Source organism: Streptomyces zaehneri (assembly GCF_032248645.1).
Classification (GTDB): domain Bacteria; phylum Actinomycetota; class Actinomycetes; order Streptomycetales; family Streptomycetaceae; genus Streptomyces; species Streptomyces coriariae.
The window spans coordinates 1-13,242 of sequence record NZ_JASTTJ010000032.1; the positions used below are offsets into that span (position 1 = coordinate 1).

The 13,242-nt window shown below is 68.0% G+C and carries 13 protein-coding genes and 1 pseudogene; 7 read left to right on the forward strand and 7 right to left on the reverse strand.

Annotation, left to right across the window (positions count from 1 at the left end; all coding sequences use genetic code 11):
• Window positions 1–74: 74 nt before the first annotated feature.
• A complete protein-coding gene (locus tag QQM72_RS36370) occupies window positions 75–3,119 on the reverse strand; it encodes an RHS repeat-associated core domain-containing protein (RefSeq protein ID WP_449657442.1) in 3,045 nt (1,014 codons plus the stop codon).
• A 28-nt stretch (window positions 3,120–3,147) separates the two neighbouring features.
• Between QQM72_RS36370 and QQM72_RS36375 the strand changes: the two genes are divergently transcribed.
• Window positions 3,148–3,378, forward strand: coding sequence for a hypothetical protein (locus QQM72_RS36375; protein ID WP_314225136.1), 231 nt, complete (start codon window positions 3,148–3,150; stop codon window positions 3,376–3,378).
• Between the two features lie 772 nt (window positions 3,379–4,150).
• The gene (locus QQM72_RS36380) at window positions 4,151–4,453 is read left to right on the forward strand and encodes a hypothetical protein (protein ID WP_314225069.1); all 303 of its coding nucleotides are present in this window, start codon (window positions 4,151–4,153) and stop codon (window positions 4,451–4,453) included.
• A gap of 115 nt (window positions 4,454–4,568) precedes the next feature.
• Here QQM72_RS36380 and QQM72_RS36385 read toward each other — a convergent pair whose 3' ends face one another.
• The 5 genes from QQM72_RS36385 to QQM72_RS36405 form a co-directional block, all read right to left on the reverse strand.
• Entirely contained in the window at window positions 4,569–4,799 is a 231-nt protein-coding gene (locus QQM72_RS36385; protein ID WP_314225070.1) for a hypothetical protein, read from the reverse strand.
• 73 nt (window positions 4,800–4,872) lie between these two features.
• A complete protein-coding gene (locus QQM72_RS36390; protein ID WP_314225071.1) occupies window positions 4,873–5,325 on the reverse strand; it encodes a DUF5707 domain-containing protein in 453 nt (150 codons plus the stop codon).
• A 499-nt stretch (window positions 5,326–5,824) separates the two neighbouring features.
• Entirely contained in the window at window positions 5,825–6,157 is a 333-nt protein-coding gene (locus tag QQM72_RS36395) for a MerR family transcriptional regulator (RefSeq protein ID WP_314225072.1), read from the reverse strand.
• Window positions 6,158–7,271: 1,114 nt separating this feature from the next.
• The gene (locus QQM72_RS36400) at window positions 7,272–8,042 is read right to left on the reverse strand and encodes a hypothetical protein (protein ID WP_314225073.1); all 771 of its coding nucleotides are present in this window, start codon (window positions 8,040–8,042) and stop codon (window positions 7,272–7,274) included.
• Window positions 8,035–8,616, reverse strand: coding sequence for an RNA polymerase sigma factor (locus QQM72_RS36405; RefSeq protein WP_266564146.1), 582 nt, complete (start codon window positions 8,614–8,616; stop codon window positions 8,035–8,037). The genes QQM72_RS36400 and QQM72_RS36405 overlap by 8 nt, the downstream gene beginning before the upstream one ends.
• Before the next feature lie 154 nt (window positions 8,617–8,770).
• Here QQM72_RS36405 and QQM72_RS36410 point away from each other — a divergent pair, with 154 nt between their 5' ends.
• The 5 genes and pseudogenes from QQM72_RS36410 to QQM72_RS36425 all read left to right on the forward strand — a co-directional run bounded on the left by QQM72_RS36410 (window position 8,771) and on the right by QQM72_RS36425 (window position 12,420).
• Window positions 8,771–9,253, forward strand: coding sequence for a cupredoxin domain-containing protein (locus tag QQM72_RS36410; protein WP_314225074.1), 483 nt, complete (start codon window positions 8,771–8,773; stop codon window positions 9,251–9,253).
• Window positions 9,243–9,686, forward strand: a complete 444-nt coding sequence (locus QQM72_RS36415) for a hypothetical protein (RefSeq protein ID WP_314225075.1) — start codon at window positions 9,243–9,245, stop codon at window positions 9,684–9,686. The genes QQM72_RS36410 and QQM72_RS36415 overlap by 11 nt, the downstream gene beginning before the upstream one ends.
• Window positions 9,687–9,709: 23 nt before the next feature.
• Window positions 9,710–10,022 (forward strand): annotated as a pseudogene (locus QQM72_RS41055) (IS982 family transposase); the annotation flags it as partial.
• Between the two features lie 330 nt (window positions 10,023–10,352).
• On the forward strand, window positions 10,353–12,059 hold the full coding sequence (ctaD, locus tag QQM72_RS36420; RefSeq protein ID WP_399079939.1) for an aa3-type cytochrome oxidase subunit I: 1,707 nt from the start codon (window positions 10,353–10,355) through the stop codon (window positions 12,057–12,059).
• A 16-nt stretch (window positions 12,060–12,075) separates the two neighbouring features.
• Window positions 12,076–12,420 carry a cytochrome C oxidase subunit I gene (locus QQM72_RS36425; protein WP_314225076.1) on the forward strand — a complete coding sequence of 115 codons (345 nt, stop codon included), beginning with the start codon at window positions 12,076–12,078 and terminating at the stop codon, window positions 12,418–12,420.
• Between the two features lie 356 nt (window positions 12,421–12,776).
• Here QQM72_RS36425 and QQM72_RS36430 read toward each other — a convergent pair whose 3' ends face one another.
• Entirely contained in the window at window positions 12,777–12,971 is a 195-nt protein-coding gene (locus tag QQM72_RS36430) for a hypothetical protein (RefSeq protein ID WP_314225077.1), read from the reverse strand.
• Window positions 12,972–13,242: the final 271 nt, after the last annotated feature.

The following is a 13,242-nucleotide window of genomic DNA, read 5'->3' on the forward strand; positions in this document are numbered from 1 at the left end:
CTCAGCCCGATCGAGTTCGAGGAGAAGCACTACGCCGAGCAGGCGACGGCCGAACCAACGAATCTGAACACCCGTCAACCCCTGCTGACTAGCTGATCAGCGGCTCCCGCATGACGGGGGAACCTCAATGCACCCGCCGTAGGCAATGCTCCACCGATCATGACTGATTCACACACGAGTCCGAAGGCGGCCCCGGCAACCACCCCAGCCACATCCGCCCACAGCCCCTGGGTGTCACCCGTTGCGAGGTGATAGCCGCCCTGGATTGCATCCCCGACTACACCCAGCGAGTCCCAGGATGCCAGTCCATTGGGGTCGATGCGGTTGACGGGGTCGCCTTCGGCGTAGAGGTAGGGGTTCTGTTCCTGGCCGGAGGGGTCGGGCTGGGTGAAGCGGCCGATGTTGGCGTCGTAGTAGCGGGCCTGCAGGTGGTACAGGCCGGTGGGGTCCTGGTAGTTGCCGGCGAAGCGGTAGGGCTGGGCGACCGGTTCGGTGGACTGGGCCAGGATGCGCACGCCGCGGGGGCTGTAGGTGTAGGAGTCGACCTTGTTGCCGTCCTCGTCCGCGAGACCGATGACGCTGCCGATCGCGTCGGTGAGGTAGAAGTAGGTCTTGCCCCCGGTCGTCATGGAGTTCAACGTGCCCCCGGGTTCACGGTTGAAGCCCATGTCCACACCGCCAGTCGACTTGGCGGACAGCCCCAACGGACCGTTGTGGAAGAACGTGTCGCCGAGGCTGACGCGTTCGCTCTGGTCGGTCGAGCCGTACTGTCCCGCGTACGTCTTGCCGTTCACCGTGATCGACGTCATCTGCGAGTGATCCGACCACTTCTCGCCCGTACGGATGTAGTCGTCGGTGGAGGCCGCGGCGGTCTCGTTGCCGATCGCGTCGTAGGACCAGGTGCCCGTGGTGCTGGACTTGCCGGTGAGTTCCTGGGCGTCGTTGTAGGTGTAGGTGGTGCCGCGCGGGCAGCCCTGCTCGGTGCCCTGGGAGGTGAGGTTGCCGGCCAGGTCGTAGCAGTACTGCCAGGAGTCGGCGATCGTGCCGCCCTTCTCCTCCTTGGCGTAGGAGAAGCGGCCGGCCCCGTCATAGCTGTAGGTCCGCTTGAGCCCGGTGACGCCGTCGGCGCTGGTGCGGATCTTGTCGCCGTCGGTGGTCCCGTCGGTGCCGTAGCCGTAGGTGTAGGCCAGGTCGACCAGGGTGCCCTGACCGGAGGTGACCTTGATGGCCTTGGGGCGGCTGGACGCGTCAGGGGTGATCTTCTGCACCGTGCCGCCGGGGTAGGCGGTGGTGGTGCGGACATCGTTGTTGTCGTACTTGTACGTCGTCGACCGGCCCTGCGGGTCCTTGAGTTCGGTGAGCTTGTTGACCTCGTTCCAGGTGTAGTCGACCTTGCCGACCGGGTCCTGGTAGTAGTCGACGTTTCCGGCCGGGGTGTAGGCGAGCAGGGTCTGGGAGCCGTCCTGCAGGTGGCGGACCGTCTCCCGCTGGAGCGGGTCGAAGTCGTACTTGATGGTGCCGGTGCCGTCCGAGCGCTGGGTGAGGTTGCCGTCACCGTCGTACCAGTAGCGGACGGTGTCGTTGGTAGAGGACACCGTCTTGATGCGGTCGAGGCTGTCGTAGGCGTAGACGGTCTTGATGCCGCGGGCATCGGTGACGGTCTCGGTTCGACCCAGGTCGTCGTAGGTGTACGTCGTCTTGTCCAGCGGCGCCGGGGGCTTGGCCCAGTCCAGGTTGCCCTTGGCGTCGTAGTGGAAGTCGGTGGTGACCGTCTTCGTCGACGTCATCTTCGTCTTCTGCGCACAGCGCTGGCCTTCGAAGCCGCCGCAGGTGGGGGTGGCGGGGTTGTAGTCGTAGGAGACGCTGCCGCCGCCGGTTCCCGTCTGCGCCACGGACTTGGTGTTGCCTGCCGTGTCGTAGGTGAAGGAGGTCTTCTCCCCGTCGGCGTTGGTGGAGTCCTTGGGCACGTCGCCCCCGGCGATGGTCTGCCAGGTATGGACCGCCTTGCCGCCCGTCGGTGCAACAGCGGTCTCCAGGTTGTTGCGGGCGTCGAAGCCGTAATCGGTGACGTTGCCCGGGGTGGTGCCCGAGCCCATCGCGTCGACGGCGGTGTCGATGTTGTGGTTCGCGTCGAACTTCGTGGAACGCTTGTGCTGGAGAGCGTCCAGGACCTCGGTGACCTGGCCGTCGCCATCGTGGGTGTACTTGGTGGCGTGGAGCTCAGGGTCGGTCGCCGTGGTGATACCCGCCGCGGTCGGAGAGCCAGCGCTGTAGGCATAGGTCCACGTGGGACCTGTGTGGCCGTCGCTGTCGAAGCCAGTGCCGCGCAGCATGGACGTGACGCGGTTGGTGTCGTCGTAGGTGAAGACGGTGACCCGGCCCTCAGCGGTGGTGATCTTGTCCATGCGGCCGGAGGTGTCGTACCGGAAGGCGACGGTCTTGCCCTCGGTATCGGTGGTGCCGGCCAGATCACCCGCGCTGTCGAGGTTGAACACGGCGGTGCGGCCGGTGTTGTCCTTGGCCTGCCACTGTGAGGCGTTCGTCTTGACGAGGTCGATCCAGCGGCCCGAGCGGGTGTCGGTCAGCTTGAAACCCTTGTGCTCGCTGCCTTCGTCGTGCTGGGCAATGGTGATCGTGCCCTTGTTGCGGTCAGTGACCTTGGTCAGCGTCCCGTTCGCGTCGTAGGTGTCCTTAGCACCAGACTTCCATTTGGTGAGCGTGTAGGTGCCGTCGGATTTCTTCTTCAGGTCCTGCGAGTAGCCCTTGGGTGTGGTGAAGGTGCCGTTGCTGTTCTTGGTGAAGTGGACGGTTGCTCCCGAGGCGTCGTAGAACACCGCCTCGGTGGAGGAGATCGACAGGTATCGCTCGTACTGCTGCCACCAGCGCTGGGCAACCTTTCCCCAGGGGGCGTCCAGCGAGTTGTACGTCCGCGCCAGCATGAGGCGCTGTCCTGCGCCGGCGATATCGAAGTCGGTCGCCGTCAGCATCAGGTTGCCGGTGGAATAGTCGATCCGCGCGGTCAGTGCGTCGGTGATCGCGAAGCTGGTGTAGCGATGCCAGGGGACGTCACCCTGTCCCTCCGGCACCACGCTCAGGATCGCTGCGTCACCGGCGGCCACGGACGCATTCGCCTTTCCGGAGCCGCCCGTGGCACGCTCGCGCTGGCCACGCGACCAGGGCACAAGAGCATCACTCGTCGGATTGGTCGCCGCCTTGGATGCCACCGGCCTGTTCGAGCCGACTTCCACTGGCGGCATGCTGAAGTCGGGGCTGTCCGATCCCCACACCGTGGCAGGTTCGGTCTCGTCAGCCACCGCGCTCGCGCCCGCAAGCAGCGAAGCGGACAGTGCGACGATCGTGACGAAAGCCGGCGCCTGAAGGCGGGTGGATCTCTTACGGGCACGCTGTGACGGCATGCCGAAGACACGCGTGTGCATGGCTTCCCCCCATAGAAAGCAGATCCCAGCAACCCCGGCGGCCACCAGGCGCCCACAACTTGTCACGGCAATCGCACAAGAGATCGGACTGTTCCCGTGATCCCGTCCGCCATACGGGCGGAATCCAGCCCTTCCCCTCCAGTCGGACAAAGCCCTCGGAAAGTGAGAAGAGTGACGGGTCTCCCCAGCCGGCGCGTCATCGGTGAGGTATTCGCCGTTGATAGTTGACCGAAAGCTTTCCATACGACAACTATTGAGAAGGTGTGACGATCCCAACCCGCAAAGAACAACTGGCCTGCTGTCCTACAGCCGGGCCGGGGTAGTGGCTCGGACTCCCGCCACCGCCTGTAGCGGTGAGCAGAGCCGGCAGATGTGCCTCTATGCGCTTGGGCCGCGTGGCAACAGTTGAGGCGGCATCCCTCACCGCGCAGCCCCCGGTCGCCGGTGGTGCAGGGTCGATGTCAGGCCTCGGCTGCCGGTCGACGGCCCAAGTGAATGAGCAAAGCACTCGTGCCGGTCCCGCTTCTACCTACCTGCGTGACTACATAACCGAGAAGCGGCAGAGAGCCCGCGCGGCCCAAGCGTTGCGGGACGACCGCGAGAAGGCTCTCATCGAACGGCGGGAATCCTTCGAACTCGACCACCTCGAGCGCCTCAACGAGGCCCTGCAGACTTTAGGCAGGGGCGCTGGACGAGCTCACCATGCTGACCTCATGAGCGCTCGCCAGACCGGGCACTACGCCGGCACACTTTTGCCGGACGGCTACTCGGACGCGCTCGACGAAGCCAATAGGGAAGTCCGCATGCTCAAAGACCTCGTCCTCGACGAAGAGCTGCGAAACCTGGTCGGCCGAGCGCGCGACGCGATTCTCCTGCCCAGCACCTTGATGAGGGCCCCCGTCGAGGAAGCTGAAGCGCGTTTCGCGGAAGCAGTCCCTCTCCTGAGCGCCGCTCAGGCGGCCATCGCGGCCAGGATCCGCGAAATCTATCTGACGGCAGCGCTGCCCAGAACGTGAGCACGTCTGGGCAGTCCGTCAGGAGGGAAGGACAGTGCATGCCGGTGCCGGCGCTCGGATGGCCGACCGCCTCGCCATCGGCGAGCCTCCTGCGCCCGCCGCCTGGAGTGGCGGATCACTCGATGTGTCCGGTGTCGGGATCCACCTGCGAGAGGAACTCCCGGATGGATTCCTCGAGTTGCTCCCTGCCGCACTGCACCGGAGGGTGGGTGCTGAACCCGAATCCGTACTGGGGATCGGGCCCCGTCAGCCAGGTCAAGTCGTAGGAGCCCGGCCTGCCGTCCGGCTGGCCGACCTCGAACTCCTCACCGTCGACCGACATCCGCCACGGCTCGTTCGCCGGCATCACGACCTGCTTCCCTTCAGCCCCGGCCCGTGGCCTCGACTGCACGCGCGCCACGATCACAGGCGCGTGCGGATCACGCAACGGTGAAGTTGGCCGCCTTGGTCTCCAGCGTCGTCTCGCCGCCCTTGGCCGTGGCCAGGACCGCGACGTGCCAGACACCGCGCGGGGAGGACTCGGCATCGGAACCGGTGACCTTGACGGTGTAGGTGCAGCGCACGGTGTCCTCACCAGAGGGCTTGCAGACGGCCGGCTCCGCGGCGGCCATGTCCTGGGCGGTCAGCCCCTTCTTCGCAAAGGACGACTTCTCCGGCCACGCCAGCACCTTCACATTCTTGACGCCGGGAGACGCCGTGACGTCAGTGGTGAAGGTCAACGAACCACTGCGGTCGCCGTCCGGGGCAGCGTAGCGGGCGGTGCTGTGCGCCAGCGCCGGAGGCTGGTCCCCGGCGTAGGCGACGGCGAAAGCACCGGCACCTGCGAGGACGACGGCACCGGCAGCCACGGACAAAGCGGCACGACGCGACATGGGAAATTCCCCTTACGGACTCGGCTGGATCAACCGGCGCTCTCCACTGCGCCGTTGCACCCATACTGGCCGCGCATCGGGTACCGGGTATGAGTGCACGTACTCAACCTCCGCCTGAGTAGGACCTGTTGGCCTCATTCCGCGGTGTTGCCTGCTTGAGTCGCGCCGGTGAGACCAGGGTGAGCGCCGTCATCGCAGTGAAGGCCCCGCCTGCCGTCCTCGTCGCGGCCGACGACCCCCACGCCGGCCGGTCGGCCCCGTGCCGGGTCAGCAGCGCAAGGCCGTGGCAGCCTCGGTGAGCCGGCCGGCAGTTCACGCTCGAGACGGGACAGGCACGCTCGTGGAGACGGCCCCCCTGTTCCCCCGGGACTGCACGGCCGGGACCGCACGGCGCGGGGCCGGGGCGGAGACGAACAGGGCGGGACATCATGGTGATCGCGCTGTCGAGCACGAGCGGCTCACGGCCGTCACCACGTACGAGCGTGCCGGTGCGCCCCGTTCAGGCCGCAGCCGTTGAGTTCTCGGCGGCGCGGCGGTATTCGGCGTTGATGCGCTGGGCTTCTTCGAGCTGGTCTTCGAGGATGATGATGCGGCAGGCGGCCTCGACGGGGGTGCCCTGGTCGACGAGTTCGCGGGCTCGGGCGGCGATGCGCAGCTGGTAGCGGGAGTAGCGGCGGTGTCCGCCTGCGGAGCGCAGCGGGGTGATGAGGCGGGCGTCGCCGATGGCGCGCAGGAAGCCCTGGGTGGTGCCGAGCATGTCGGCGGCGCGGCCCATGGTGTAGGCGGGGTAGTCGTCGTCATCGAGCCGGTCGAACGAGTCGTCTGCTGTCATTGCACCTCTCTGTGAAACCGGTTGAGGGGCCCTGGTGCCGTATGGCACCAGGGCCCCGAAGGAACAGCTACACCATCTGCCGGCCCTTGTACTGCGCCGGCCTTCTGTTTCCGCACCGGCCCACGGGGGGTGGGGGCCTGTGCGGGGATCGCGGTTGCTCGACCGGAGACCACCTCACTATCGATGTCCTGCGGTACCCGGACCCATTACTCGTCCGGGCGATCCTGATGGCGCGGGCTCCTCCGTTCTTCCCTCTGGCCAATCACTTACCAAGCGGGTACTGCACTGCATACTGCTGGTCCTGCGAACTACCGGTACCGCGTACTGCTGCGGCCTTGGACAGCGCCGCACTTCGGCAGCCGGCCCCGTCGCCCGTCCTGCATCTGCCCTGGCTTGGAACCCCACTGCCGAACTTCCCGGCACGCGCGCCCGCAGCCGACGCCTTTACCGGGGAACCACTGAAGAACCGCACTGCGGGTACTGCCGTACTGCTCCTGGCGGCCCCTGATCACTGCGGGCCACCCGGTCCGACCGTCAGTCCCGTCGCCGTCCTGCGACAACCCTGGCTTCGGAACTCCACCGCCGTACCGTCCTGCGCAATACAACTGCCAACCACTGCCCGGCAGTTCGTGTCTGCCGGGCCCTTCTTGATCTCGGCTACGAGAGAAACCATAACCGGCCCGCCATCCAATGTCTACTCCAGCCAACATAGATTTTCGTGCACTCGGCTGCGAGATAGTCACCCGCGAACGGTGAAGGGAACAGGCGCACGAATGCCCCCGTGCAACTGGGGGCAGCCGCTCCGGCCGGCGCCGTCGCATACCGCCAGGCACGGGCCGCGTCCACGTCGTCCGTCACGGCACCGCCCACCAGGCGCAGGCACCGCTCCGGTCCGGGCCGGGCCGGGCACGGCATCCGTGCCCGGCCTCGGCCCCGTCGACCGCGCCGGGGCGGCGGTTCCGGGGCGGGGCCGCGGGGCGGGGCCGGCCATCGGAGCGAGGCGCTGCCAGGTGTCCGCCGTGACCCGTACGAGGATCGACGGCGGGCGAAAGGGGCGCGGGCGGGGGTCCGGGGACTCGGCGGAACCGGACCGGGCGTGAGGGGTGATCTGCGGTCACTGGTTGTGCCGTGCGTCGAAGTGGGCCGTGGCCAGGACGGAGCCGTCCGCTGCCAGCAGCCGGGCACCGGACACCGTGGCCGGGTCGACACGCGTGGGGGCTCCCCAGTAACCCCGGCCGGCGTCGTCGAGGGAGAACTCCCCTATGTGGACCGCCGTGCCGTCCGTACGCTCCAGTCGGCATCTGACCTTTCCGGCCTGCGGGTATCCGTCGCGCGAGCCTGCGGCCTCGGACGCGTCTGCGGCCCGGGAGTCGGATCCGGACCCGTCCCGGCCGAGGTGGACCGACATGTAGACCCAGCCCGGAGATCCGGTATACGCGAAGATCCGGCCCACCGGGCGGTGGTCGGGGGCCAGCAGGGACGCTGCGAGCAGGCCGTGCTCCGAGCCGGGGGGCTGCGAACTCCGCGAGGGGGGAGCCGACGCTCCCTCGACGGCCGTACCGACGGCCCAGCCACCGAAGCCGAACCCGAGGGCGATCGCGACGGCGGCCGCGGCCGCCACGCCGGCCCGTGGTCGCCGCCGTCGCGCCGGCCGGTTCAGGCCCAGCCTGTCCGTCACCCGTGTCTCGAAGCCGGCGGGCGGCTCGCTGCCCGGCAGGAGAGAGAGCAGCCCGTCTCCGACGAACGTCAAGTGCTCCACGTGCTTCCGGCAGGTGGGACAGCGGTCCAGGTGGGCGATGGCCTCGGCGCGCTCCTGACCGGGGAGGATACCCAGCGCCAGCTCGTCGGCGACGGCTCTCAGCCACTCGCAGTCCCTGTCAGTCATGATCGGCTCGCTCGGGTTCCAGAACCGTCCGCAGTTTCCCCATCGCCGTCCTGATCCGTGTCTTCGCCGTGCCCAGGGGGATCCCTTCGAACTCGGAGATCTGCCGTGCGGTCATCCCGTAGATCCCGGCCATGACCACGGCCCGCGCCTGCTGGCGCGGCAGGCCCGCCACCGCGGCCCGTATCCGGGATGCCGCCTCGTCGGCCAGTGCCCACTGTTCCGGCGTCCGGGTCACGATGCCGAGCAGAGCGTCGAGATCCTCGGGGGAGACGGGGGTCGCCTTGCGCGCGCGGACGGCGTCGATCGCCAGGTTGTGCGTGATGGTCCCCAGCCAGGTCTTCACCGATCCACGCCGGGAGTCGTAGACCTGCGCATGACGCCAAGCCCTTTCGAAGGTCTGCTGGGCGATGTCCTCGGCGAGCTGGGGGTCGTCGACGACAGCGATGGCGATACCGAAGACCATGCGCTGGAACCGGCGGACGAATGCGAGGGCGGTCTCCGGGGCGCCGGTCGCCATTCCCGCCAGCAGTGCCTCGTCCGAGAGCCGCCCGAGGGGTAGGCCCAATCTCCGCATACCAGTGGATACGGCGAACCTCGCCGAACGGATTCCCCCGGTTCCACGCGGGATCACGGCCCCATTGTCCCGCTTGCTCCCGTTTGCCGGAAATCCCCTGGCGCGGTCCGTCCGTATCTCTGGTCAGGAACGATTTCTCACGGAGGGCCGAGACATGGCGACGACGCTCATGACGTTCGTACGCAGGAACGTCGGGCCCGGGCTGGCCGCCGGAGCACTGGCGGGCATCCTCGTGGCGTGCGGAGGCGGAAACGGCAACGGTGGAGGCTCGCCATCGTCAGCCCCGGAGCAGGGTGGCAAGCAGGGAACCACCCAGGTGGACGTGAAACTGGTCGACTTCAAGATGGAGCTGTCCGAGAGGACGTTGAAGGCGGGGACCTACACGTTCGCCGTCAAGAACGACGGCCATCACGACCACGCCATGGAGATCGCGGGCTCCGGAACGGAACACAAGACGCGGACGCTGGCACCCGGAGAGTCGGCGAACCTCACCGTCTCACTGAAGGACGGCAGCAAGTACCAGGTCTACTGCCCTGTCGACGGCCACAAGGACCTGGGCATGAAGACCGAACTCACCGTGGGCGGCACCGCCTCGACGGGCAGCGGCACCAACACGACCGACGGTAATGGCTACTGAACGCACGGTCGCGCTCATCGCTCTCCGGCTGACCGCGGCGGGAACGGTCGCGGCCATGGGCGTGATCCATCTCCACCTCTGGTACGACGGCTACCGCTATCTGGACACGATCGGCACGCTGTTCCTGCTCAACGCGATCGGGGCCGGGCTGCTCGCATTGTCGCTACTGATCACACCCATCCGCCTCCTGCCCGTCCTCGCCACGCTGGGAGCGCTCTTCGCGGCCGGCACACTGGTGGCCCTGATCATCAGCCTCACCTCCGGTCTCTTCGGATTCCAGGAGACTCTCGACGCGAACCTGGTCGAACCGGCCCTCGCCGTCGAAGCCGCAGGGTGCGTTCTGTTGGCGGCGCTGGCCTTGCTGAGCAGACGCGGACAGACACGACCGACCGGCTGCGCACATAAAGGCAGGGAGCCCGACGTCACCGTGTGAAGAAGGAGTTGGACTCCGCTTCGCAACTGACCGATGCCGAGCTGGTCACGCTCACCCTGGTGCAGGCCGTGCCCGGCTTCGCCTCCGGGGCCACGTGACTTCGCCACGCCCGTTCCAAGAGCGGCTGCGCAAGGCCGCCGAGCTGCTGGTCGGGTCACCCGGCTGCCGGCCACCGGCACCTCCGCGTGGAGCGACGACGTGTGGATCGTGTGCTCCACACCGGTGGAATGCGGCCGCTCCCGCGGGACCGTCAAACGCTCTGAGCTGGCTGGACGGGCCGAGTACGGCTACTGCGCCACCGCCAGCCACAGCCTCCTGCGCGAGTGGCCGCTCAGGGGCGCCGGTCGGTGGGGAGGGGCTGGTCTTCACGCGGCCGGGTGAGGCCTGCTGAGCGCCGGCGAAAGGCTCGAGCAGAAGGCGAGTGCCGTGCGCCTCCCCGTGTCGCTGTCCCCCTGCGGGGCTGTCCGGACGGGGCTGTCGGGACGGGCTCGGCGCGTTTCCCGGCGGCCGTGTGGAGGGACGGTTGCTCCGTCCGGGTGTCTCGGTCACGCGATCGGCCGCCCGTCGACCGTTCCGGGCGTGGACGCTGCCCCTCGCCCCGCAAGGATGGCGCGTGACGGACGGCATGGCGTGAGCGGACCGCGAGCATCGAGAGACGGACGACCTGTGAGCATCCTCGACGAACCCCAACCCCACGGTGCCAAGGCAGCCGAGGACTCTTACCAGAACGAACTGCCGGTCAGGGGCAGGCAGCCCGGCAACGTCGTGGTGAAGTGGCTGACGACCACCGACCACAAGACCATCGGCACCCTGTATCTGATCACGTCGTTCGCGTTCTTCCTGATCGGTGGCGTGATGGCGTTGCTCATGCGCGCCGAGCTCGCCCGTCCGGGCATCCAGATCATGTCGAACGAGCAGTACAACCAGGCGTTCACGATGCACGGCACGGTCATGCTGCTGATGTTCGCGACGCCGCTGTTCGCCGGCTTCACGAACTGGATCATGCCGCTCCAGATCGGCGCGCCGGACGTCGCCTTCCCGCGGCTGAACATGTTCGCCTACTGGCTCTACCTGTTCGGCTCGCTGATCGCGGTGGCCGGCTTCCTCACCCCGCAGGGCGCGGCCGACTTCGGCTGGTTCGCCTACTCCCCGCTGTCGGACGCGATCCGCAGCCCGAGTCTCGGCGCCGACCTGTGGATCATGGGTCTGGCCTTCTCCGGCTTCGGCACCATCCTCGGCTCGGTCAACTTCGTCACCACGATCATCTGCATGCGCGCGCCCGGCATGACGATGTTCCGGATGCCGATCTTCACCTGGAACGTCCTGCTGACCGGTGTCCTGGTCCTGCTGGCCTTCCCGGTCCTGGCGGCCGCGCTGTTCGCCCTGGAGGCGGACCGCAAGTTCGGCGCCCACGTCTTCGACGCGGCCAACGGCGGGCCCCTGCTGTGGCAGCACCTCTTCTGGTTCTTCGGCCATCCAGAGGTGTACATCATCGCCTTGCCGTTCTTCGGGATCGTCACCGAGATCATCCCGGTGTTCTCCCGCAAGCCGGTCTTCGGCTACATGGGCCTGGTGGCCGCGACCATCTCGATCGCCGGTCTGTCCGTGACGGTGTGGGCGCACCACATGTACGTCACGGGTGGCGTGCTGCTGCCGTTCTTCTCCTTCATGACGTTCCTCATCGCCGTGCCGACGGGCGTGAAGTTCTTCAACTGGATCGGAACGATGTGGAAGGGCTCGCTGTCCTTCGAGACGCCGATGCTGTGGGCGGCGGGCTTCCTCGTCACGTTCCTCTTCGGTGGTCTGACCGGCGTCATCCTGGCCTCGCCGCCGATGGACTTCCATGTGTCCGACTCGTACTTCGTGGTGGCGCACTTCCACTACGTCGTCTTCGGCACCGTCGTCTTCGCGATGTTCGCCGGCTTCCACTTCTGGTGGCCGAAGTTCACCGGGAAGATGCTCGACGAGCGCCTCGGCAAGATCACCTTCTGGACGCTGTTCGCCGGCTTCCACGGCACCTTCCTGGTCCAGCACTGGCTGGGCGCCGAGGGCATGCCGCGCCGGTACGCCGACTACCTGGCGGCCGACGGCTTCACCGCCCTGAACACGATCTCGACGATCAGCTCCTTCGTCCTGGGCCTGTCGATGCTGCCCTTCCTCTACAACGTGTGGAAGACCGCCAAGTACGGCAGGCCGGTCGGCGTCGACGACCCGTGGGGCTACGGCCGCTCCCTGGAGTGGGCCACCTCCTGCCCGCCGCCGCGCCACAACTTCCTCACCCTGCCGCGGGTCCGCAGTGAATCCCCGGCGTTCGACCTGCACCACCCCGATATCGCGATCGCCGAGGCCGAGGCCCACGGCGTCCGCGCATGAGCGGCCGAGGCACCCGGTGAACGGTCTGCCGAAGCGGAGAGCCGCGAGCGAACTCGGCAACACGGTGGAGGGATACCTGCTGTGGCAGGCGCAGGTCGCGGAAGCGGAGCAGCGTGCGCGGGAGTTCGTCAGGCCGATGGAGTGGCTGACGACGTCGCAGCGCACGGAGATCGAATGCCATTACGTCGGCGACAGGCTGCGCCGCGCCCGACGGGACCTCGAGCGCATCGCGGCCCGAAGCCTGGCCCTGCGTGCCGAGTACGAACACCGCTACCGGCAACTGCGGCGCCGTTGCCTGGGCCTGACCCTTACCGTGTGCGCGGTTGTCACCACGGTGGCCACCCTGTTGTCGGTGCTCTGACCGGATCCCGGTGACCGGCTCGACGCCCGTGGCTGATCCCGGCTTCTTCGCATCCGGGGGCTCCGGCGCCGGGGGCCCTCTGCCGGCCGGTGAGAGTCCGATGCCGGGGGTCGTGCTCGCGCCGCGGGAAGGATCATCTGCTGGGGTGGGGCCGGGCCGACGAGTTCTCGGGTGCGGGCGGCGAACGCATGCGAGGACACGGCGGGTGAGGCCCAGGGCGGGTGAGGCCAGGGGCGGTGTTCGGTGGCCCCGCCAAGGCGACTCCGGCTGACCCCGGTTCATCGATGATTCGTAGGGATCAGGCGTCGTGCGGGTCCCTTGCCGAGGCCGTCCCGCCCCGGCCTGTTCCGCCCCGCTCAGGAAACCGGCTCGGGAACCTCGCCGGGCCTGACCGGCACGATCTCGACGCGGGTGCAGCCCACGGCTTTCAGTTCGGTGCGGCGGTGCTTTGCGGACCGCTTGTCGTACCTGCCGGCGGACGCCTGTGGGGTGCCGTCCGGGTCGGTCCAGAGGAGACCGTAGTTCTGCATCGCGCTCGTCATGGAGATCATCACTTCCCCGGGCCCGGGATCCGTAAGCACGCCGCGAGTCGCCTGTGGACGATCACGCGGCCGCCGACGCGGCCGCCGATCCCCCGGCAGGGCACCGGGGGCTGCCGCTGCTCGAGCTGCGGCCGCGGAGAGCCCCGGCCTCACGAACGGGACTCTCCTGTACACCGGCTTGTGCACCGGTGGCTTCTCCTGACGGGGGTGGCGGCACGTGGGCAGCCAGGCGGGCAGGCCGTTGTTCTGCCCGGCTGAGCAGGCTCGGGTACTGCGGCCC